The 20,113-nt window shown below is 55.1% G+C and carries 15 protein-coding genes; 5 read left to right on the top strand and 10 right to left on the bottom strand.

Going from position 1 to position 20,113, the window contains the following annotated elements:
- Window positions 1-11 precede the first annotated feature (11 nt).
- Window positions 12-1,142, bottom strand: a complete 1,131-nt coding sequence (locus tag DYY88_RS13280; protein WP_160299566.1) for a HEAT repeat domain-containing protein — start codon at window positions 1,140-1,142, stop codon at window positions 12-14.
- A gap of 669 nt (window positions 1,143-1,811) precedes the next feature.
- Between DYY88_RS13280 and DYY88_RS13275 the strand changes: the two genes are divergently transcribed.
- The 4 genes from DYY88_RS13275 to DYY88_RS13260 all read left to right on the top strand — a co-directional run bounded on the left by DYY88_RS13275 (window position 1,812) and on the right by DYY88_RS13260 (window position 8,327).
- A complete protein-coding gene (locus tag DYY88_RS13275; protein WP_044151265.1) occupies window positions 1,812-3,401 on the top strand; it encodes a ferredoxin--nitrite reductase in 1,590 nt (529 codons plus the stop codon).
- A 141-nt stretch (window positions 3,402-3,542) separates the two neighbouring features.
- Window positions 3,543-5,168, top strand: a complete 1,626-nt coding sequence (locus DYY88_RS13270; protein WP_039727446.1) for an MFS transporter — start codon at window positions 3,543-3,545, stop codon at window positions 5,166-5,168.
- A 235-nt stretch (window positions 5,169-5,403) separates the two neighbouring features.
- Entirely contained in the window at window positions 5,404-7,620 is a 2,217-nt protein-coding gene (locus tag DYY88_RS13265) for a molybdopterin oxidoreductase family protein (protein ID WP_039727448.1), read from the top strand.
- A 215-nt stretch (window positions 7,621-7,835) separates the two neighbouring features.
- A complete protein-coding gene (locus DYY88_RS13260; RefSeq protein WP_207223320.1) occupies window positions 7,836-8,327 on the top strand; it encodes a nitrate reductase associated protein in 492 nt (163 codons plus the stop codon).
- Window positions 8,328-8,353: 26 nt separating this feature from the next.
- Here the strand turns inward: DYY88_RS13260 and DYY88_RS13255 are convergent, their stop codons facing one another.
- From DYY88_RS13255 to DYY88_RS13235, 5 genes are all read right to left on the bottom strand, one after another.
- Entirely contained in the window at window positions 8,354-8,839 is a 486-nt protein-coding gene (locus DYY88_RS13255) for a hypothetical protein (RefSeq protein WP_052288468.1), read from the bottom strand.
- 638 nt (window positions 8,840-9,477) lie between these two features.
- Window positions 9,478-10,191, bottom strand: a complete 714-nt coding sequence (locus DYY88_RS13250) for a hypothetical protein (RefSeq protein ID WP_044151266.1) — start codon at window positions 10,189-10,191, stop codon at window positions 9,478-9,480.
- Between the two features lie 87 nt (window positions 10,192-10,278).
- Window positions 10,279-11,124 carry a prolipoprotein diacylglyceryl transferase gene (gene lgt / locus DYY88_RS13245; RefSeq protein ID WP_039727451.1) on the bottom strand — a complete coding sequence of 282 codons (846 nt, stop codon included), beginning with the start codon at window positions 11,122-11,124 and terminating at the stop codon, window positions 10,279-10,281.
- A 228-nt stretch (window positions 11,125-11,352) separates the two neighbouring features.
- Window positions 11,353-12,906: a sulfatase family protein gene (locus tag DYY88_RS13240; protein ID WP_039727452.1), complete on the bottom strand. Its 1,554-nt coding sequence runs from the start codon at window positions 12,904-12,906 to the stop codon at window positions 11,353-11,355.
- 293 nt (window positions 12,907-13,199) lie between these two features.
- Window positions 13,200-13,529 carry a hypothetical protein gene (locus DYY88_RS13235; protein ID WP_039727453.1) on the bottom strand — a complete coding sequence of 110 codons (330 nt, stop codon included), beginning with the start codon at window positions 13,527-13,529 and terminating at the stop codon, window positions 13,200-13,202.
- 449 nt (window positions 13,530-13,978) lie between these two features.
- Between DYY88_RS13235 and DYY88_RS13230 the strand changes: the two genes are divergently transcribed.
- On the top strand, window positions 13,979-15,376 hold the full coding sequence (locus DYY88_RS13230; protein ID WP_039727454.1) for a glutaredoxin: 1,398 nt from the start codon (window positions 13,979-13,981) through the stop codon (window positions 15,374-15,376).
- 157 nt (window positions 15,377-15,533) lie between these two features.
- Here DYY88_RS13230 and DYY88_RS13225 read toward each other — a convergent pair whose 3' ends face one another.
- The 4 genes from DYY88_RS13225 to DYY88_RS13210 form a co-directional block, all read right to left on the bottom strand.
- Complete coding sequence (locus DYY88_RS13225) at window positions 15,534-16,346, bottom strand: helix-turn-helix domain-containing protein (RefSeq protein ID WP_044151267.1); 813 nt, start codon at window positions 16,344-16,346, stop codon at window positions 15,534-15,536.
- 94 nt (window positions 16,347-16,440) lie between these two features.
- The gene (locus DYY88_RS13220; protein ID WP_039727455.1) at window positions 16,441-17,208 is read right to left on the bottom strand and encodes a pseudouridine synthase; all 768 of its coding nucleotides are present in this window, start codon (window positions 17,206-17,208) and stop codon (window positions 16,441-16,443) included.
- A 151-nt stretch (window positions 17,209-17,359) separates the two neighbouring features.
- Window positions 17,360-18,751, bottom strand: a complete 1,392-nt coding sequence (locus DYY88_RS13215; protein ID WP_039727457.1) for a metallophosphoesterase family protein — start codon at window positions 18,749-18,751, stop codon at window positions 17,360-17,362.
- 144 nt (window positions 18,752-18,895) lie between these two features.
- Entirely contained in the window at window positions 18,896-20,095 is a 1,200-nt protein-coding gene (locus DYY88_RS13210) for an acetate/propionate family kinase (RefSeq protein ID WP_039727458.1), read from the bottom strand.
- Window positions 20,096-20,113 lie beyond the last annotated feature (18 nt).

Genomic DNA, 20,113 nt, shown 5'->3' with positions numbered 1-20,113 from the left:
GGTATCGCAGCTCAGCCTGGCCCAGCCTCATCAGCAAAATAGCGGAGGGCGGCGGTGGCATAGAGCTGAACTTTGGGATCGTCGTGCGTCTGCAAATCCGTTAGCACCAGCATGGCCGGCTGATAGTGCAAAGTCCCTAAGGCTAGGGCGATCGTGGCAATCAGTTGATTGTCTGCCGTCGGCAGCAATAAATAGGTTTTGAGCCAATCGCACAGGGCATCCCCAGCGCGCTGTTGCAATTGGGGGGTTTGCAGCCGGGTCAGGGTCTCCACCACCTGAACTTGCAAAGACCCGGAGAGCTGGCGCAACGCTGCGATCAGCGCGCGCAGGGCCGATGCGCGTTCAATCCACCCCAGGGCGCTGATGATGTCAGCTTGCAAGTTGTCTGGGGTGTGGGGCGATGACAAGACCCGTGCCAAGGCGGCCACCGCTGTTTCGGTACCCAGCTTGCCCAGGGCTATCGCGGTGGCCTGGTTGATCTCCGGTCGCACATCCCACAATCCGGGCAATAGTAGATCAACGAGGTTGACCTGGGTCAATAGATGATGACGCACCCCCAGGGCTGCGATCGCTTCTCGCCGCACAATCATGCTGGGGTCTCTTACCGTGCCGATTAAGAGCTTGTCGACCTCTTCATGGTGAAAGTTGCCTAACGCTGCGATCGCCTTGGCTCGGATGGCTGGATCGGCATCTTCGGCGGCGGTCAAAAGGGGCACAAACACCGATGAATGCTGGATGCTGGCTAGCACTTGTACGGCAATCAGGCGGTATTCCGGCTGCTCTAAAAGCTCGATCAGGGCTTTAATCCCGGCGTCGCCAAAGTGACTTAACCCCTCGGCGGCCATTGTCAACACATCGGGGTCGGGTTGCTGTTGCAGCAAATCGATCAGGGCTTGCAAGGCGTCGGGATGTTCAAACTGCCCCAGCGTGCGCGCGGCAAACCAGCGGACTTCCCAGTCGGACGCCTCGTCCTGCAGGAGCGGCACCAGATAAGCGATCGCCGCTGGCCCCAGTTCAACAAGTTGTTTGCTCGTTTCCCATTTCTCTCGAAAGTCGCCTTCCAGAAACTGCGCTAAAGCTTGTTCAAGTTGCTCGGCGAGCGCATCTGAGCACATATCGGCAGCAGTAATTTCAACAAACATAATCGATTTTTTGACCGCAGGTAACCCCTGCTCGCCGACTCCCAGAGCCATCTATTCATAAGATATCCAGGGCAAAAAGTTCGAGACAAACATCTGTCGTTGGCGGTATTCATTTTCTGCATCAATTTCAAGCAGCTTTTGCATAACTCAAACGGTCTCGAGCCAGATTGAAAAATATACGCTGGGTAGGAGCGATCGCTGCCCCAAAGCATTGTCCCAAAGCGTGCTGCCATCAATTGGGAATGCCATCAATCTAAAGACTGACAGTGACATCAGAAATTGAGAAATATGGACGATAACCTCTGGCTTTTTTGATCCTTGAGCCCGCCAGGTAGGCAGTACCAAGATCCGCGGCTCCCTGACCTTCAAAGAGCTCAGCAATCAGTTGGGATGCTCACGAACCCGCTCCACAAATCGCGAGCGCGCATCAATCATGCACAAATCGCGTGATGCAGTTTATGCATGACATCCATGCAGCAACCGTGACTACGCCCGAAAAAGGTATCGCAATTTACAAAAAGCCAGGTTTGTCTCGCCTAAGTTATCTCCAAGCGCTCAAGGCAATGCCTGTGATTAGGAGAGTTTAATTGTTGTCGGCGCTCGTCACTAAGCCTTCAAATTTCGCTCGATTTTTTAATACCTGTAGTGCCTAGCTGAAGGGGCAAAATTGTGGTTGATGCAGCTCAAAGAACAACTGGAAAACTGAACAAGTTTGAAAAGTTCAAAGCTGAAAAAGACGGTTTGGCCGTAAAGTCTGAGTTGGCAGAATTTGCTCAGCTGGGCTGGGAATCAGTTGACGAAACTGATTTGACTCATCGGCTCAAGTGGTTGGGTATTTTCTTCCGCCCGGTGACGCCCGGTAAGTTCATGCTGCGGTTACGGATGCCCAACGGCATCCTGTCAGGTCAAAAAATGAAGGTGCTGGCTGAAATAGTTCAGCGCTATGGCGAAGACGGTAGCGCTGATGTCACCACCCGTCAAAACCTGCAACTGCGCGGCATCCGGTTAGAAGACATTCCCGACATTTTTGAGCGGTTTGAGGCGGTGGGGCTCTCCTCGATTCAGTCGGGCATGGATAACGTGCGCAACATCACGGGGTCTCCGGTGGCTGGCATTGACGCCGACGAGCTGATCGACACCCGGGGCTTAGTGAAAAAGCTACAGGACATGATCACCGATCGCGGTGAGGGCAATCCTGAATTCACCAACCTGCCGCGCAAGTTCAACATTGCGGTCGAAGGGGGGCGTGACAATGCCGTCCATGCTGAGATTAATGACATTGCCTTCGTCCCGGCTTATCGTGAGGGCAAACTGGGCTTCAACGTTTTGGTCGGGGGCTTCTTTTCGGCCCGTCGTTGTGAGGCCGCTGTGCCGCTGAATGCTTGGGTCGAGCCCAACGATGATGTCGTGGCATTGTCCCGCGCCATTCTGGAGGTGTATCGCGACAACGGCCTGCGGGTCAATCGTCAAAAGGCCCGCCTCATGTGGCTGATTGATGAATGGGGCATGGACACCTTCCGGGCCGAAGTGGAAAAAGCCTACGGCAAGCCTTTGCTCAGCGCCGCTGCTGAAGATGAGATCGATTGGGACAAGCGCGACCACGTGGGGGTTTATCCACAGCAGCAGCCAGGGTTGAGCTATGTCGGCTTTCATGTGCCCGTGGGTCGCCTGACCGCTCAGGATATGTTTGATTTTGCCCGCATTGCCGATGTGTATGGCGATGGCGAAATTCGTCTGACCGTCGAACAAAACATCATCATCCCTTACATTCCTGATACGCGGCTGGACCTGTTGATGGCTGAGCCGCTGCTGCAAAAGTTTTCGACCTCGCCGACGCCGTTGGTGCGATCGCTCGTTTCCTGTACAGGAGCCCAATTCTGCAACTTTGCCCTGGTGGAAACGAAGCAGCGCGCCCTGGCGATCGCTCGCCAACTCGATGCCACCCTGCACTTGCCGCAGCCGGTGCGCATTCACTGGACGGGGTGCCCCAACTCCTGTGGTCAGCCGCAAGTGGCAGACATTGGCCTCATGGGCACCAAGGTGCGCAAAGATGGCAAGCCCGCCGAGGGCGTCGATATCTACATGGGTGGCAAAGTCGGCAAAGATGCTCAACTCGGCACCTGTGTGCAAAAGGGCGTGCCCTGTGACGAATTACCCGCCGTGCTCACTGGCTTGTTGACCGAGCACTTTGGGGCACAGCCTGCGAGTCAGGGAGATCCGGAGCACAACGGTCACTTGCAGATGACCGTTGATGAATAAAGCTTTGAACTGGGGCGATCGCCCCAGCTCATAAGAAACTCCCAGGCATTGTTGAGGGGGAGTGTGTCAAAAAAAAAACCTTGCAAAAGTCCATTTGCAAAGGTTTGAGTCGTTTCTTGGTTTGCTAGGAGATTAGCACAAATGCTCGTTGAGTTGTTTTCTAAAGCAACTCAGGGAAGGTACAGAATCCTGCACCTGACCTGGTTTGCGTTCTTCCTAACTTTTGTTATTTGGTTTAACTTTCCACCGTTTGCCACCACGATCGCCCAAGACTTTGGTCTCGAGCCTGCCCAGGTCGGCACCATTGGTCTGTGTAACGTGGCGTTGACGGTGCCAGCGCGCATCATCATCGGCATGCTGCTAGATAAGTATGGCCCGCGCCTCACTTACTCGGCGCTGTTAGTTTATGCCCTGATTCCCTGTACGATTTTTGCCACGGCTCAAAGCTTCAACCAGTTAGTGCTGGGTCGCTTGCTGATGGGGATTGTCGGCGCCGGGTTCGTGATTGGCATCCGCATGACCGCTGAGTGGTTCCCTCCAAAAGAAGTGGGGACTGCCGAAGGGATTTACGGCGGTTGGGGTAACTTTGGTTCCGCCTTCTCAGCGTTCACCATGGTGTTGTTTGGTTTGGCCTTGGCATTTTTGCCCGGTGCTTTCCAATTCCCCGAGCAAGAAACTTTCCGCGTCTTGCTGTTCCCTCCCTTCCAAACGGATATTTTGAACTGGCGAGCCGCCATCTTGGGCACGGGCATCATCGGCGCGCTCTACGGGATCTTCTACTACTTCAACGTCACGGATACCCCGCCTGGCAAGGTGTATCAGCGTCCCAAGAGTGCACGCGGCATGGAAGTCACCTCCGTTCGTGACTTCTGGTTCCTGCTCATCATGAATATTCCCCTGACCGCCATTCTCATGGTCTTGGCATGGCGGCTGACCAAGGTCAACTTCTTGACCACCGGGGGCATGTACATTGCCTGGGCTTGCTTAATTGCCCTTTACGCTTTCCAAACGTACAACTGCTGGACCGTTAATAAGGATCTCCTGTCCGGTGACAAGGTCTACCCGCCCGAAGAGCGCTATCGCTTTAAGCAAGTGGCCATGCTGGAGTTGACCTACATTGTGAACTTCGGTTCTGAACTCGCGGTTGTCACCATGCTGCCCGCTTTCTTTGAAGGGACTTTTGGTCTTGATAAAGCGACTGCTGGCACGATCGCCGCTAGCTATGCCTTTATGAACCTGATGTCTCGTCCCGGCGGGGGCCTCATCTCTGACAAGATGGGCAGCCGTAAATGGACGATGGTGGTACTGACTGCGGGCATGGGCCTCGGCTACCTCATGATGAGCACCGTGAGTGGGGCATGGCCATTACCGCTGGCGGTATTGCTGACGATGGCTTGTTCATTCTTTGTGCAGTCTTCCGAAGGGGCGACCTTTGCCATGGTGCCTTTGGTCAAGCGCAAGGTGACAGGGCAGATTGCTGGTAACGTTGGCGCTTACGGCAACGTGGGTGCAGTCGCTTACCTGACTATGCGCCTCCTCTTTACGGATGGTTCTGCTGCGGCTAATGGTGGCGAAGCGGTTATGTCAGTCGTGAACGCGCAGTTCTTCCAGCTCTTGGGGATTGCCGGTTTGATTGTGGCTTTCCTTTGCGTCTTCTTCCTCGAAGAGCCCAAGGGTTCCTTTGCAGAGTTCCACGAAGGCGAAGATCCGGGGATGCATCCTCATCCCTCGGCTCTGCCAGAAGAACAGTCAGCTCGGCTGATGTAGTTGCGAGTCCAGGTTGAGGAGGCACAACTGAGCTTCCTTCTCACCGTCAGACAGTAGCCGGGGGAGCCCCTTCATCCAGCCAGATGAGGTCGTTCTCCCGGCTTTTCTCAAATTCGGGGGGCGTCTGTAATCTTTCAGCCGTCAATATTTCGCCAATCCTCAGCAACACCATGGCCAATTTTCTGGTGCCAGGGTCCCAACCTTTGACAGTCTTAGTTTTAGATAGACAGTGATCATGACTTCTACAAAAACCCTTTGTCCCTACTGTGGTGTCGGTTGTGGCCTAGAAGTGGCCCCGGTGAGCAAGCCTGATGCAGCAACCGAAAACTATTTGGTGAAGGGCGATCGCGCCCATCCTTCTAGCCAGGGGATGGTGTGTGTCAAAGGCGCGACGATCGCCGATGCGATTCACAAAAACCGCTTACTGTACCCGATGGTGCGGGACTCGCTGGACGAACCATTTCGGCGGGTGAGTTGGGATGAGGCACTGGATGCGATCGCCCACCGCATTCGTCATGTGGTGGATACCCAAGGGCCAGAAGCCGTGTGTATGTACGGTTCTGGTCAACTCCAGACCGAAGATTATTACACCGCGCAGAAGTTACTGAAAGGCTGCCTCGGCACCAACAATTTCGACGCTAACTCGCGGCTGTGCATGTCTTCCGCCGTCGCCGCGTACATTCAAAGCTTTGGCTCTGACGGGCCACCCACCTGCTACGACGATTTAGAGCAGACCGACTGCGCCTTTTTGATCGGCACCAACACCGCCGAATGCCACCCCATCGTGTTCAATCGCTTGCGCAAATATCACCGCAAGAAAAAGGGCAAAGTCAAGCTCATTGTGGTCGATCCACGCCGCACGGAAACGGCGAAAGATGCTGACCTGCACCTGGCGATTCGTCCGAGCACCGACATTACCTTGATGAACGGCATTGCCCACATTCTGCTGCGCAAAGGTTGGATTGACCCGCTCTTTATTGAAGAGGCGACCCAGGGCTTTACCCCCTATGCCGCCGTGGTGGATCACTATCCCCCCGAAAAGGTGGCAGAGGTTTGCGGCATCACCGTGGCCGAGCTGGAGCAAGCGGCACGCTGGTGGGGGCGCTCCAAAAGTGTGTTGTCGCTATGGTCGATGGGCATTAACCAGTCTGCCGAAGGCACCGCCAAAGCGCGAACGCTCATCAACCTGCATTTGATGTCGGGACAAATTGGGCGACCGGGCGCGGGGCCATTTTCCCTCACGGGGCAACCCAATGCCATGGGCGGGCGCGAAGCTGGTGGTCTGGCCCACATTTTGCCGGGGTATCGTCTGGTCAAAAATCCCGAACACCGTCAAGCCGTGGAAACAGCCTGGGAACTGCCCCCCGGCAGTATTTCGCCGACGCCGGGACTGGCGGCTTGGGACATGATGGTGGGTCTGGAACAAGGTGCAGTGGGGGTGTTTTGGGTGGCGGCGACGAATCCCGCCGTCAGTATGCCGGATATTGAGCGCACCAAAGCGGCGTTGCGGCGATCGCCCTTCACCATTTTGCAAGACGCTTACTATCCGACGGAAACAGCCGAGTACGCCCATGTGCTGTTGCCTGCGGCCCAATGGGGCGAAAAGAGCGGCATTATGACAAATTCAGAACGCACGGTGACCTATTGCCCAGCCTTTCGCGATCGCCCCGGTGAGGCCCGCGCCGATTGGGAAATTTTTGCTGAAGTGGGACGGCGGTTGGGGTTTGCCAAGCAATTCGCGTGCCAAACGTCAGCGGAAGTCTATGCCGAATTTGTGCAACTCACCGCTGGGCGCGTGTGCGACATGACCGGGCTGAGCCACCAGCGACTCGCTGACGAGGGACCCATTCAATGGCCGTGTCCGCAAGTGGAAACTCCAGACACCGCGTCGACCAAACACGACAAACGTCTCTACACTGATTTCCGTTTTCCCACCCCCAATGGCCGCGCCCAGTTCGCCACCTTCCATGAGCAGGGATTGACGGAGCCGCCTGATCCTGAGTTTCCTTTTGTACTCACGAACGGGCGACTGTACGGTCATTGGCATACCCAGAGCCGCACTGGTCGCATCGACAAAATCCGTAAAATGCACCCAGAGCCGCTGCTGGAAATGCATCCCATTGACGCCCAGCATCTCAAATTGCAATCGGGGGATTGGGTCGAGGTGCGATCGCGCCGAGGGCAGGCTCGCCTAAAAGTCGTAGTGACCCAATATATTCGTCGGGGTGTACTCTTTATTCCCATGCACTGGGGAGCGCTCTGGGCCGATGCGGCTGAATGCAATGCCCTCACCCACTCAGCGGTGTGCCCGATTTCCCTGCAACCCGAGCTGAAAGCCAGCGCCGTCACGGTTGTGCCGATTACAGAGGAAATGCTGATGGGCGATCGCACCCATCAACAGGTGAGCGAGTCGCTAGAGTTAGCCGTCCGAGACGCTGTCCTCCAGCATTGAGGCTGGGGCGGAGAGAAAACCAACCGCTCTCAGGGGACGGTGCCCTTGGCTCGCGCCTGATGGCATCGGTAGCATCAACAGGGAACCGTCCCCTTGCCCCTTGCAGCTTGTTCCCTGTGGCCAGGTTGTGAGTGGCGCGATCGCAGGATGAATTGTCACTCTGCCACCCGATCTCCAACGTAAACCCACTGAATTTGCGTACCGTGATTACTGTTATGTCCACTTCTGAATTGATGTTCTTTGAATTTGAAGCCGACTTCGTTGAATCGCTCCGCTGTATTCCCATGCAGGTGCGATATAAGCTCGATACTTGCGGCGTCAAATTGAAACTAGAACACTGGCATAAGTTTAGCCAGAGCGATCGCGCGCGCTTGGTGACGCAGCCCTGCGAAACCTCAACCGAAATTGCCAATTATCGCGACATCGTGCAAGCCACTGTCTTGCAATACACCGAGACCCCCGCCAAAGATTTACCCATTGATCCTCAACCGCCTTGGTTACAGGCAGATCAAGTGCCGACTGATGTGCAAGCCCAAGCCGCCCATTTTGATTGTGAAATCACCCCTCAACAATGGGCAGCACTGCCTCCACTGGCACGGTTTGCCCTATGCAAACTGAGTCGTCCGGGGCATGAAAATCGCAACTTCTTATCAGCACTGTATGAGTTCCAACTCAAGTCCCCCACTCATACAAAAAATGAGTCTTGACTTAGTGGTTGTAGAATTATCACGGATTAAAATCGGCGATCGTGAATGTAGTCAATACATTCATCGTTTTCCCAACTCCTGCCACTGTTCACGCAATCTGTTTCATTATCAACAAAAGGAATCACCACAGGACTTGTCTGTCTGATTTCTTCGGGCTGGAGCAGCACTGATGAGGCTCCTCTGAGCTGCGATATTCCTAGCGCAGCTAACAGCCCTAACCCAATGAGGATCATGATTAGGGAGACATTCCCCAGTGTCCAGATAGGATGCTGTTGACGTTCAACCCTGCGTCTTTCTGCGGTTCTACGCTCGGCACCGATGAGGAGAACTAGGTAGAACTTTTTCCACAAAACTGGAAGCGTGATGCGAAAATCGACTGAGTGCTTACGTGGTTGGGGTTGCATCGCCAGACTCATAGCTTGCAGCTGATGAGAGTTAAAAGAGGCGACAACATCCGGCGGCAGTGAATTGAGGAATCTTTCAAAGGCCTGATTGGGTGAGCCTGCGGCCATATATTCAGTCTCCTAACATAGAGAATTTATTTCAGTTTCTTGCTAGTCACTAAATGCTGGGTGCTCCGCCAAACAATTTAGTCCCGATGATGTGTTGGATAGAGTGTGCCCTGGCTAGAAGCCTCGGTATCGCTAGCATATAAATTTATACGAGAAGCGACCCATGCAGCCCGGATGCTGCTAAAAGATTGTGCTAATCATTTTCTAGGTCGGCTGATTTTCTAGGTCGCATGTCATCGCTATGCCGGACTTTGATCGATGCTGCAAAGTGAAGCTTTATCAGTATTTTTGCTAGGTCGCTATGTGGTGAAAAAACAAAAACTATAAACAATTCTTGATTGGGTTCAGGCTGTTAGAGCTGACAACAGTTTTATCCTGCAGGGTTGATAATTGGTGGTTTTGAACGCTACCGTTGGCGCTTGTTGTCTCCATGTTGATGAGATGCTTCTGATTGCTGGTTTGCTGGTAGTATTGCCAGTTGCTTTCTAACTTGGGCCTGGTAGCCTTTGGTGTCTCATTGCCATCGATTGAGTCCTGAGTGATTGTGGACAAGTTAACGCCTAAATTGGGATGTTTGTTCAGGGATGCATGGTGGTTACCGTTTGACAAAATTCGAGATTTTAGGCAAGCCTCAGGCGTTAGTTGAGGTCAGCATCACATTCGTGGTCGGCATGATCTGAGTGCAGGCCTTCCTGACAGGCGGGGGCTCCGGGCGATCGCACATATACCCAGCTGCCTTCTAAATGCAGCTTGATCTGGTTCGCCTCAGCATCAAATTGCAGATATGCCTCGTCTGCGCTGCCCACATCGGTATAGCTGCGGTAGACCTGGCGACAAAACCCGAACCAACCACATTTCACCAACATCAAGTCGCCATAATTATCGTCAAGCGGCGAGACATAGATCGCTCGGTATGTGGTGTGCCAAGGGAGGATCACCAAGCGATCTGACAGCGTTGTCACCAAAATGCCACTGGGGAGTAAGGCGGCGATCGCCATCGCCTCAATTAATAACAACAGGAGCAGTTTTTTGGCCCCTTGGCGAGTTCGTCGTCTCCATGGCGTGTGAATGCTGCCGATCGCCAACAATCCGAAGGCTAAGCCAAACATAGGTGCGGTCAATACCGTCGTCAGGACAACGGCGGCCAAAGGAAACAGGGAAATGCTGTAAACCTGCGCCAGCCAATAGTTGCCGGGCAAGCCGCCAAAAAAGGCGAGATAACCGAGCCAACCCACTGCTGCCAACCCGACCCAAGCAATGACACCAAAACGCCACCAACGACGGCGCGGTGAGCTCTCCCGGTGATGATGGGCATCGCTATTGGGCGTGGGGAATTCGGGAAGACGAGACATAATGTGCTAGCCCAACCCTGTGTCTAGCGTGGCGATTTTGCCCGGATATGACGGTAGCTGATGCGTAGCCAGGATGCGCGCACTGCCCTAACTCAGCGGAGTTTGTGGGCTAGAGGTGCCACGATGTCGCCAATATAAACCAGCCGTCCCGGCCAGAACAGCGATCGCGGTCAAAATATGCACCACGTTGAACGGTGTGCCCGGAAAGAACCAGGAATCGGTACGCAGAAACTCGATGAAGAACCGCCCGAGGGGATACCAAATCAAGTACATCAAGGCGATGTCGCCGTCTTTTAGCTGTTTGTCAAATCGTCGCGACAGCCAAAAGATGATCCCAAACCCGATAAAGTTCCACAGTGACTCGTAGAGAAAAAGGGGATGAAACCGCGTGCTGTCGGGATAAGTGCTGAGGTCGTTGTAGGGCGGAATGCGATGCGCGCGATCGATCCGCAGTCCCCAGGGCAGCGTCGTGGGTGGCCCATACAACTCCTGATTAATGAAATTGCCCCAGCGCCCGATCGCCTGTGCCAGTGGCAGCCCCAAACAAATGGCATCGAGATAGGGGAGCGGGTCGAGTTTACGAATGCGGGCAAATAGCCACAGGGCGATCGTGCCAAAAATGAACCCCCCAAAGATATGGATGCCGCCACCCCAAACTTTCAGAATTTCGCCCGGATTTTGCAGGTAATAACCGAGTCCCGCATCGCCCCGAGGCGACTGGATAAACACGTAATAGAGCCGTGCTCCGATGAACCCTGGAATCAAAACCCAAAAGAGCATGTCCCAAAGATTGTCCGGATTTTCGCCTTTGCGGGCGACCTCGTGACTAGCAATCTGCGCCGCCGTGAGAATCGCCGCTAGCATCAGCAGGCCGTACCACCGCAAGGCAAAGGGGCCGATTTCAAAAATGATGGGATCAACGGGAGGATACATGGGTAACAGGGTGGTTGGGGGCAGGGAAACAGGGTGGGGGATAACCCCGTAGGGGCGAGGCATTCTCGGAATTGCCTACCTGACTTTTCCTGTCGCTTGGCATCGGGAATGCCTCGTCCGGACACGTCCCGAGACATTTTGGCGAGAATACTTCATCCCGGCAAGTTCCGAAACAGGATGGGAGAACGCATCGCCCTCGCGATCGCGCAACCAGCGGGAGCGATCGCCCTAATCTTCTAGATAGCCTAAATCTTGCAAGCGGCGTTGCACATCGGGATCGTCATACCCCGGAGCGCGGCGAGCCGTCACTAACGTGCCGTAGCCGTCCATTTCGCCCGCAAAAGATTGCAGACATTCCTGAAGAGCTTCCACATTTTCCGGCAGAATGGCACTGATATTGAGCGTTTCTTGCGGATCTTCCTGCACGTCGTAGAGTTCGATCTCGCGGTCGCCGATTTCGATTAGCTTGTGGGTGCCCATCCACACGGCGCGGCGGGGCTGGTCGCAGGCGCGATCGCGCACCAGATCAGGCTGTCGCTTTTGCATCAGGTTGACGACATTCTGCGGGGGAATGGCCTCCGCAAAAACAAAATCCGTCTCGGGATCAGCCTGCGGTTGGGGTAACAAGGTCAGCGGCTGTTCGTGATTGTTGGCGAGCTCTGCCGCATCCAGCACGGTTTGAAACAAGCGGCGGGTGGAGACGACTTCTGGCACCACGGTGGCCTGGGTTTCGTCTTGTCCCGGCTGACGAATAATCAGCGGCACCCGCACCAGTTCGTTATAAATCGAGAGGCTATGGCCCATGAGCTGCTTTTCGCCCAGGTGTTCGCCGTGGTCGGCACAGATGACCACCAGCGTATGCTCCAGGCGTCTGGCTTGCTCAAGTTTGGCAAAGAAGTCGCCGAGCAACGCATCCTGGTACGCGACTTCGGCATCGTACATGCCATCGAGAGTCTTTTTTTGGTCATCGTTTAGGGCGCCCGTTAGTGGGGCCAGCCAGCCATATACGTCATTGTTGAACCGTTGGAGAAAGCTGCGAGCATCGCGATCTCGCAACACATGGGGCGCATATGTCTCAATATATTGGCGCGGTGGATGGTAGGGCATATGAGTGCCCATGAGGTTCACAAAGGCGAAGATGGGCTGGTCTGGTTCGGTGCCAACGCGATCGCACAAGAGCCGCGCCGTATCTTCCAGCGACTTGGCCGTGTTGCCTTTAAAGCTGAGAGCCGTTTGCCACAGGGGCACCATAATCGGCGTAAAGGACAGCGCTAATAACCAGTCAGAGCGGGCAAACGCATCTTGCAGCTTGGTCATCACGCCAGAAACTTGTCGTTTGAACCACTGACGATAGCGTCCCACCAGCCCTGGGGAGACGCCCGCCTGGTTGGGGCGAGACGTGAGCAAGCCACTATAGTTCAAAAAGCTCTGGAAGCCGCGTCGCAGCCCGTTGTTGATGACACCGACGAGGGGATTATTGCAAAACCCAGCAGTGAAATAGCCGCTATCTCGCAGGCGTTCGGCCAGGGTGGGTAACTCGTCGGGCATGACGGAATAAGACTGGGTCATGCCATGCTCTGAGGGATACACGCCCGTGAACATGGAGGCATGGGAAGGAATCGTCCACTGGGCGGGCGCGATCGCCGTCTCAAACCGAGTCGCATTAGCCGCAAACGCATCTAAATTAGGCGTCGTATCGAGGGGATAGCCATAGCAGGAGAGGCGATCGGCTCGCTGCGTGTCCAAGACTATAAACAGAATATCGGGACGCTGGCTAGACATGATAGTGATTCACAATACCGCTAACTGGATCTACGGCACGAACTCAGAAAGCCTAGTGCCGATGGCTTATTCCAGAATAGCGGGCAAAGTCAATCCCGTAGCGTTTAGCCATTATCGCAAACGTGACTGCCGTGACTTGAGCTGGCTTGGGCAGTGCGTCTTGAAGCCTCCATACTAGGTGCTTAGGAAGCTCTCCGCCGTTCCTCGTTAACGCCCGCATGGGATCAACCGTTCCCGCATCATTGGCGATCGCGGCAAACTTTCAAAGAGACTGCCCCAGTCTTAAATTCGTTTCAAAGCCAGCCCCGAGCCGACAAAATTTCGGTGAGTTCCAGCCCTGTGCTCTCCCGATCATGCAGGATCACTGCTTTTTGAGCTAACGTCACTTTGCCCGCCGCGATGAGTTGGTCTAACCACTGCTCGTCGGCTTTGGGCGAGATCGGCGCGACGGATGACGACGGTTGGCTGATGCTGATCGCGTCGAAATCGGGTGCCTCACGATCAGCCCATGCTTGTCCATCAGGAAACAGATACACCACGGTTTGGCCGGTTTCGCCCAAAACGCGAATGTGATCGGATGGTTTGGTTAGGGCTTTATCTGCACAAGGCTGAGAAAGACTCATCGTGATTGGGATCCTCTGCTGAGTGGGATGACGAAAGAAACGCTCGAAAAATTGTGCACCCGACGATTTGAATCGCAACTACTCAGTAATGTAAGAAGTTTTTGGCGTGGCACTGTCAGTGATCTCACTCACACTTTGCAAAGGTTCCGTAAATTTTCCCGTTAGTCCCCGGCTGTTGATGGAGGTAACTTTATCAAGAGTGTAATTAGTGAACTCTGCATCCCCTCCCCCCTCCCGCGGCCAGCAGAGGAATTTAGGGGGACGAGGCGCATCGAGTATGTCATGGTCCTCATCTGGGGGCGGGGTGACGTTTGCTCAAATTCAATGCTCTCCGCGACTGGTCACTTTGAACGTGATTTGGGAGCGCCAAAGTTGAAAGATTCCCTACAATTTATCGGGTTTTTCTCCGGTGAAAGTAGCCTGGAAGCGGGTAAAAGTGGCTTTGAACCATGCAAATACGAAGACACTGGCAGCAGTTTTTGATTTTGGTCGTGGCAGCGTTGTCGTTGGTATTGACACCTGCCGCATCGTGGGCCGAGGCGAGCGATGGTGTGGTCGACGTGTATTTCTTTCACAGTGAGTCTTGCCCTCACTGTCGTGAGCAGATGCCGCTCATGCAAGACATCGATGCTTATAACGATGATGTGGATGTTCACATTATTGAAGTGAATGAGGAGCCAGAAGAGTTTCGAGAGTATTTGCAGGCGCATAACATTCAAACTTGGGCGGTGCCTCGCACGGCCATTGGTGAGTTGAGTTTTATTGGCTACAACGCCACGAGTGGCCCTAAAGAGTATGTCGAGGCGTATTCGGGATACATCGGCTATCGCAACCAGATTGTGATAGCGATTTCTGACGCAGTGGGGCACGATATCAACTTGTCTCAAGCGGTGGCTACCGCTGATGCCCACAATCGCCTCTGGTGGATTGCAGCGTTGCCTGTGTTGTACCTGGCCAGTGGCATTCCGTTGCGCGATCGCCTGCAGCAGCCCCAGTCGCGCCGCTATTGGATTGGGGGCTTAGCTGCCGTTCTCTTGTTATGCCTATTTGCGTTGATTGGGTTCACGCCAGAATCAACGATTCGGAGTTTTGCTCAAGGGTTACCCTTTCCCCTCTTTGTCGGCACGATCGCCCTCGCTGATGGCTTCAACCCCTGTGCGTTTACCGTGTTGGTGATCTTGCTCTCGCTGTTGACCTACACCCACCGGCGGCGTGACATGGTGTTGATTGGTGGCACCTTTGTGCTGACCTCGGCGGTGATGTATTTCCTCTTTATCATGCTGATGATCGGGCTGGGATCGGTCTTGATTGAGCAGTATGGCAACGTGATTTTGCTGCTGTTAGGGATCGCGATCACGATCGCGGGTCTGATCAACATCAAAGACTACTTTTGGTTTAAGGAAGGGGTGTCGCTGTCGTTATCGGCTGATCAACAGCGCACCATCAGCAAAAAGGCAGGCAAAATTGTCCGCGACCTGCGCAGTGCCGATAAGAATCGTTGGCAGTTTGCCGGCGCGTTGGGGGGCACGGTGCTGTTAGCCGTATTCGTCAATATTGTGGAACTGGGCTGCACGGCAATTTTGCCCGTGGTGTATATGACTACGCTGATTAACTACTGCGCAGTGAATGGCGGCGCCGCGATCGTCTGCTATTCTGCCTGGACGGGCCTATACGCCGCCATTTACGTCTTGCCGCTGCTGCTGATTTTGGCGGGGTTCATTTATGCCTTTCAGTCTGCTCGCCTGACCGAGAGCCAGGGCCGCATTTTGAAGCTGGGCGGCGGGTTATTCATGCTGTTTTTTGGCTTGGTGATGATTTTTAAGCCACAGCTATTGATGTTTGGCTGATGCGGCTAATTTGAGAGGGGCGATCGCTGACTTACTCTACTGCCCAGTAACGATCTCTCAAATGCCATCTTAATCGGGAGTTCGAGCAATAAAATCAAGACAGCTCTGGGCCGTGCATAGCCATGTCGGTGGTTTCGACTGGCTCCCGCCTGATTCTTCAGCGGCGAGGCAACTGAGCCGTATTGTTCGGTGGATAAGTGGCCTCAGCGACCGTACCTGGCTGCCCCAAGACTTCGGCATTCCCTTCGTTAAAGGAAACCCTTACCCCGCCCGCGTTGCCTGCCCGGATGCGAAGTTGCTCTTCTGCCGTCCAAATCTTAGAGTCGCCTTCTTTCAGAATGCCTTCAAAGGTGACAGTCCCGTCGGTCGTAATGCGGAGCCAGGACTGCTCTTGCAGTTGGACGGTGACCCGTACGGGGGCATCTGCGACTTCCGCTGGGACGGCTGGGGCCTCGGGGGCAGTGGGCGATTCCGCTTCTTCGCTTCCTGGGCCACCCTCAGGCATCATCGCTTCTTCCGCAACTTCGCCTTCTAAAACGGGCAAAGTGCTGTTCTGGTAGCTCATGCGCTGCAACGTGTAAGAGAGCGCACTGATCGCCACGCCAATCAACACAACGTAGGTCACATACAGGTGCACGGGACGCAACTGAGGCGTAATGGGTAAGCGCCAAAATGACCGTGATGGCTTCTTTTGAGTGGCGGGGGTGAAATATTGAATGGCTAGCGCTTCGCCGTCCAGGCCTAAGCTATCGCCATAACGCCGAATGAGTCCCCGTGTGTAAACCGGCTCCGGCAACTGGCTAATATCAGCCACTTCGATCGCATTCAGCAGGCTCAATCGAATCAAGGTTTTTTCGGCTAAGGCAGCCTGAGACAGCCCCGCCGCTTCGCGGGTTTCGCGCAAAATTTGACCAATATAGACCAGTTGCTCACGATGAAGCTGGTTAATGTTCTGTGCTGGCTTATTCATCAAACCCTTCGGAGATGCAAACAAATACAATCAATTGGCTAGTGACGGTTTTGAATTTGTTAAGGCTCTTTAACAACAGTCTCTGTTAACTTTACTATTCTGTGACATTTCTCACATCAGCAGTATTCATGACGATACCCTGTAGCTGCTTTAACTCGTGAGAGGCCAGTAACCGGATTTGCCCAAACTTTAAATTGCCTACCTGTAACGGGCCAATCGATAAACGGTGCAACTGTTTGACCGGGTGCCCTAACAGTTCTGCGGTACGGCGAATTTGGCGATTACGACCTTCCCATAAGACAACTTCTAACTCGGTCTGTCCGGATGATTTGCTAGACGACAGGATGCGCACATCGGCAGGGGTCGTCTGGTAATCATCGAGGCGCACACCTTGCTGCCACCGCTTGATAATATCAGGACTCGGCTGTCCTCTGACGATGACGCGATAGGTTTTAGCTATGTGATGGCGCGGATGCGTGAGCTGATAGGTGAGGTCGCCATCGTTCGTGAGTAATATGGCTCCGGTCGAGTTGTAGTCCAGACGGCCCACGGGATGAATGCCGCTGTCGTGCTGCAAGGACGGGGGTAGAAAATCGATGACGGTGCGGCGACCTTGGGGATCGTGACAGGTTGACATCGTCCGCAGCGGTTTATTGAGGAGGCCGTAGTAGGCGGGAGGGCGATCGCGGTTGGTCAGTTCTCGGCCATCGAGCTGAATGCGATCGCGCTGAGGGTCGGCTTTTTGTCCTAACTCGGCGATGGCGCCATTGACCGAGACGCGCCCCGCTTGAATCAAGCTCTCAGCGCCCCGACGGGAGGCTACGCCCCACTGGGATAAGATTTTTTGTAAGCGCTCCTCCATCCAATGGCTGCGACCCAGGGCCCAGGGTGAAAATTCATTTATATCGTATCGGTTTGGCGGTGATCGCCACAGTACGGGGAAACCGTACACGGCCCTATGTTGGTGCTTGGCGCGGGTGGAGCGCGTTCAAAGCTGTGGAGCGCGTTCAAAGCTATAGCATTAGTGGAGCAAACTCTGACCGCGTCCAGGTGTGGTGAGCGTGTTGGGCGATGAAAGGACGGACGACAAACTGGGGGCGATCGCGACCCGGTTCCACATCAATGCGGAGAAAGGTGTAGGGCCAGTGGGTATCGGCCCCGCTGCCATGGCGACCAATGAACAATTGGGATTTGGCAATGATTTGCGCTGTGCCATCGCGGGTTTCACAAATGGTGGTGTCGGCATGTTGCGATCGCAGCCGCGCCCCACTGCCGCCGCAGACCAGCCAATTGAGGTGACGATCGCCGTGCCCGGTTTCGCCGGTGCGCAAATATTCAAAACAGTGGGCGTGGCCGCTGAGCACCAGATCCAGTAAGGGGGCGGCGGTGTCATGCCCGATTTGTGCGACCACGGCATCGAGCACCCAACGCAGGTGTTGCCGTACCGTCTGACAGGCCGTTTCGTACCGTTTATTGGCCTCCGTAATATAAGGGGGATGGTGCAAAGTCAAAATACGCCCTTGCACATTGGGATTTTGGTGGGAGGCGATGAGGCGATCGCGTAGCCAAAACAATTGCTCCCAGTCCAAATCGGGGGGAAGTTGCTGGCTGGGCGAGTCCGCCATCAATGTTTCAGCGCCATCTATCTCGACTGGACGGTGGAAGGTACTGGAGTCGAGGGCAAAAAAGTCGATGTTGCCGTAGCGAAACTGATAGTAGCGATTGGGCAGTCGGGTGAATGTGCCCGGTTCGTAGGTGAGGGCGCGTCCGGTTTCGGTGGGGATGGTGTAGTGCTGGTCGAGGTGTTGGGCTAAGCGGCCCAGGGGAATGTCTTTGAGGTAATCCAAAAAGGCGCGGGCGTAGGTGTCGCCCGTGGCCGAACCCCGGCGGCCATTCGTGGACGGTACGGGCAGGTTGAGCGATCGCCGCAGCGGTTGCAACGCCGCGACAATGTGTCCATAGGGAAACGGCAAGTTGTAGTAGTCATGGTTGCCGGGCACGGGCAAAAATGGCTTTCGGAAAGTGAGTTGGCGGTAGTCTAAGCGTTGGTGGCGATCGCCGCCCATGAGCCACGCTCGATAGGGGGCAATAAATTTGGCCGGATACTGATCTGGCGATCCCATCCGGTAGACCACATCCCCGGTGTGGAGCAAAAAGCGACAATCGGCCATTTGGGTGGCTAGATAATCGGCCACTTCTTGCTGGGGATGGCCGAATGATTGGGGGCCAAAGCCGCTGTCGCCAATCACCAAAAAAGAAAAGGCTGACGGTGACGTCAGCCCATCGGCAATGCCTAAGCGTGTTTGATCAATGCCCTGTGTCGCGATCATGGGAGCCTGCCAGCGGACCCGCGATCGCATTTTCCGCACCTTTTTCGAAATCGCTGGATCGATGGATAGGCCCATAGCGTCATTGAGTAAAGCTCATCTGCACTGTAGCGACTACGAACGGCGATCGCCAAGAGCACGAAATCAATGAATGCCAACATGAGGGGGAGCCGGTTTCCCGAGTCTCACCCAGCCGTGGATGGTGGGTGCCGATAGGTCAAGTCAATCAGCGAGAATTTGGACGCAATCTTGGGCGATCGCCCATTCCTCCTGGGTGTGAATGACCAGGACCCGAACCTGGGAATCGGCCGCCGCGATATCGCGATCGGCGGCGTTGCGCTGGAGTTTAGCCGGGTCCAGGTGCAAGCCCATAAATTCCCACCCGGCGCAGGCGGCCCGCCACAAATCGGCGCTGTTTTCGCCAATGCCAGCAGTAAAGACCAGGGCATCGAGTCCGCCCAGATTGCCTAGCATGGCCCCCATATGACGCCGCAGCACATGGACGAACATGGCGATCGCGAGTTGGGCGCGATCGTTGCCGGCGTTGGCCGCTTCTAACACCTGCCGCAGATCATTGGAAATGCCCGAAATGCCCTTGATCCCCGATTGTTTATTGAGCAAGGTATCGAGGTCGTCAGCAGTGTAGTGGTCGTGGCGCATCAGGTGAATGAGAATGCCCGGATCGACGGAGCCCGACCGACTGCCCATCATCAGGCCATCGAGCGGGGTGAAGCCCATGGTGGTATCGACGCTGACGCCATCGCGCACCGCTGCCAGGGAACAGCCATTACCGAGGTGACAAGTAATTAGTTTGAGATCGGCCAGGTCACGACCAAGTAACTCGGCGGCCCGCTGGGCGACATAGCGGTGACTGGTACCGTGAAAGCCATAGCGCTGAATGCCCTGCTCAACCCATTCGTAGGGGCCAGGAAAGGTGCTGGCCGCCGCGGGCATTTGGGCGTGAAAGGCGGTATCAAAAACCGCCACCTGGGGCACCTCGCCTAAAATGGCTTCCATGGCCTCGATGCCCTGCAAGTTGGCGGGGTTGTGGGCGGGGGCGAGGGGAAACAGTTGGCGAATCGTGTCTTTGACGGCAGGGGTGACGCGGATGCTGGCCTGATATTCCCGCCCGCCATGCACGACCCGGTGGCCCACGGCTTGGATGTCGCCAAGGGCCGACAGGGTTTGCACTGGCCCCGCCACCAGCGTATCGAGCATCCAGCTCAGTCCTTCCGTTTTGTCCTCGGTGGCAAGGGTGTCTTGGTGGCTCCGGCCATCGGCGGTTTGGGCTTTGAGTTCCACGGCTCCGGCGGTGTGGGTCCAGTCGAGTTGGGCGCGCCAGGCGGGTTCTTGTCCCTGGGCAAAGTCAAAGAGGGCGGCTTTGTGACTGCTGGAACCGGCGTTGAGGACGAGGATTTTCATGGGGGCGGGGTGATTGGG

Source organism: Leptolyngbya iicbica LK, assembly GCF_004212215.1.
GTDB classification, from domain to species: domain Bacteria; phylum Cyanobacteriota; class Cyanobacteriia; order Phormidesmidales; family Phormidesmidaceae; genus Halomicronema; species Halomicronema iicbica.
This window is presented reverse-complemented; position numbering and strand designations above follow the sequence as displayed.

Bases quoted from the DNA above. Each gene is read 5' to 3' on its own strand.
- DYY88_RS13280 (WP_160299566.1), bottom strand. From the start codon at position 1,142: ATGTTTGTTGAAATTACTGCTGCCGATATGTGCTCAGATGCGCTCGCC.
- DYY88_RS13270 (WP_039727446.1), top strand. From the start codon at position 3,543: ATGCTCGTTGAGTTGTTTTCTAAAGCAACTCAGGGAAGGTACAGAATC.
- DYY88_RS13265 (WP_039727448.1), top strand. From the start codon at position 5,404: ATGACTTCTACAAAAACCCTTTGTCCCTACTGTGGTGTCGGTTGTGGC.
- DYY88_RS13260 (WP_207223320.1), top strand. From the start codon at position 7,836: ATGTCCACTTCTGAATTGATGTTCTTTGAATTTGAAGCCGACTTCGTT.
- DYY88_RS13255 (WP_052288468.1), bottom strand. From the start codon at position 8,839: ATGGCCGCAGGCTCACCCAATCAGGCCTTTGAAAGATTCCTCAATTCA.
- DYY88_RS13250 (WP_044151266.1), bottom strand. From the start codon at position 10,191: ATGTCTCGTCTTCCCGAATTCCCCACGCCCAATAGCGATGCCCATCAT.
- lgt (WP_039727451.1), bottom strand. From the start codon at position 11,124: ATGTATCCTCCCGTTGATCCCATCATTTTTGAAATCGGCCCCTTTGCC.
- DYY88_RS13240 (WP_039727452.1), bottom strand. From the start codon at position 12,906: ATGTCTAGCCAGCGTCCCGATATTCTGTTTATAGTCTTGGACACGCAG.
- DYY88_RS13235 (WP_039727453.1), bottom strand. From the start codon at position 13,529: ATGAGTCTTTCTCAGCCTTGTGCAGATAAAGCCCTAACCAAACCATCC.
- DYY88_RS13230 (WP_039727454.1), top strand. From the start codon at position 13,979: ATGCAAATACGAAGACACTGGCAGCAGTTTTTGATTTTGGTCGTGGCA.
- DYY88_RS13225 (WP_044151267.1), bottom strand. From the start codon at position 16,346: ATGAATAAGCCAGCACAGAACATTAACCAGCTTCATCGTGAGCAACTG.
- DYY88_RS13220 (WP_039727455.1), bottom strand. From the start codon at position 17,208: ATGGAGGAGCGCTTACAAAAAATCTTATCCCAGTGGGGCGTAGCCTCC.
- DYY88_RS13215 (WP_039727457.1), bottom strand. From the start codon at position 18,751: ATGGGCCTATCCATCGATCCAGCGATTTCGAAAAAGGTGCGGAAAATG.
- DYY88_RS13210 (WP_039727458.1), bottom strand. From the start codon at position 20,095: ATGAAAATCCTCGTCCTCAACGCCGGTTCCAGCAGTCACAAAGCCGCC.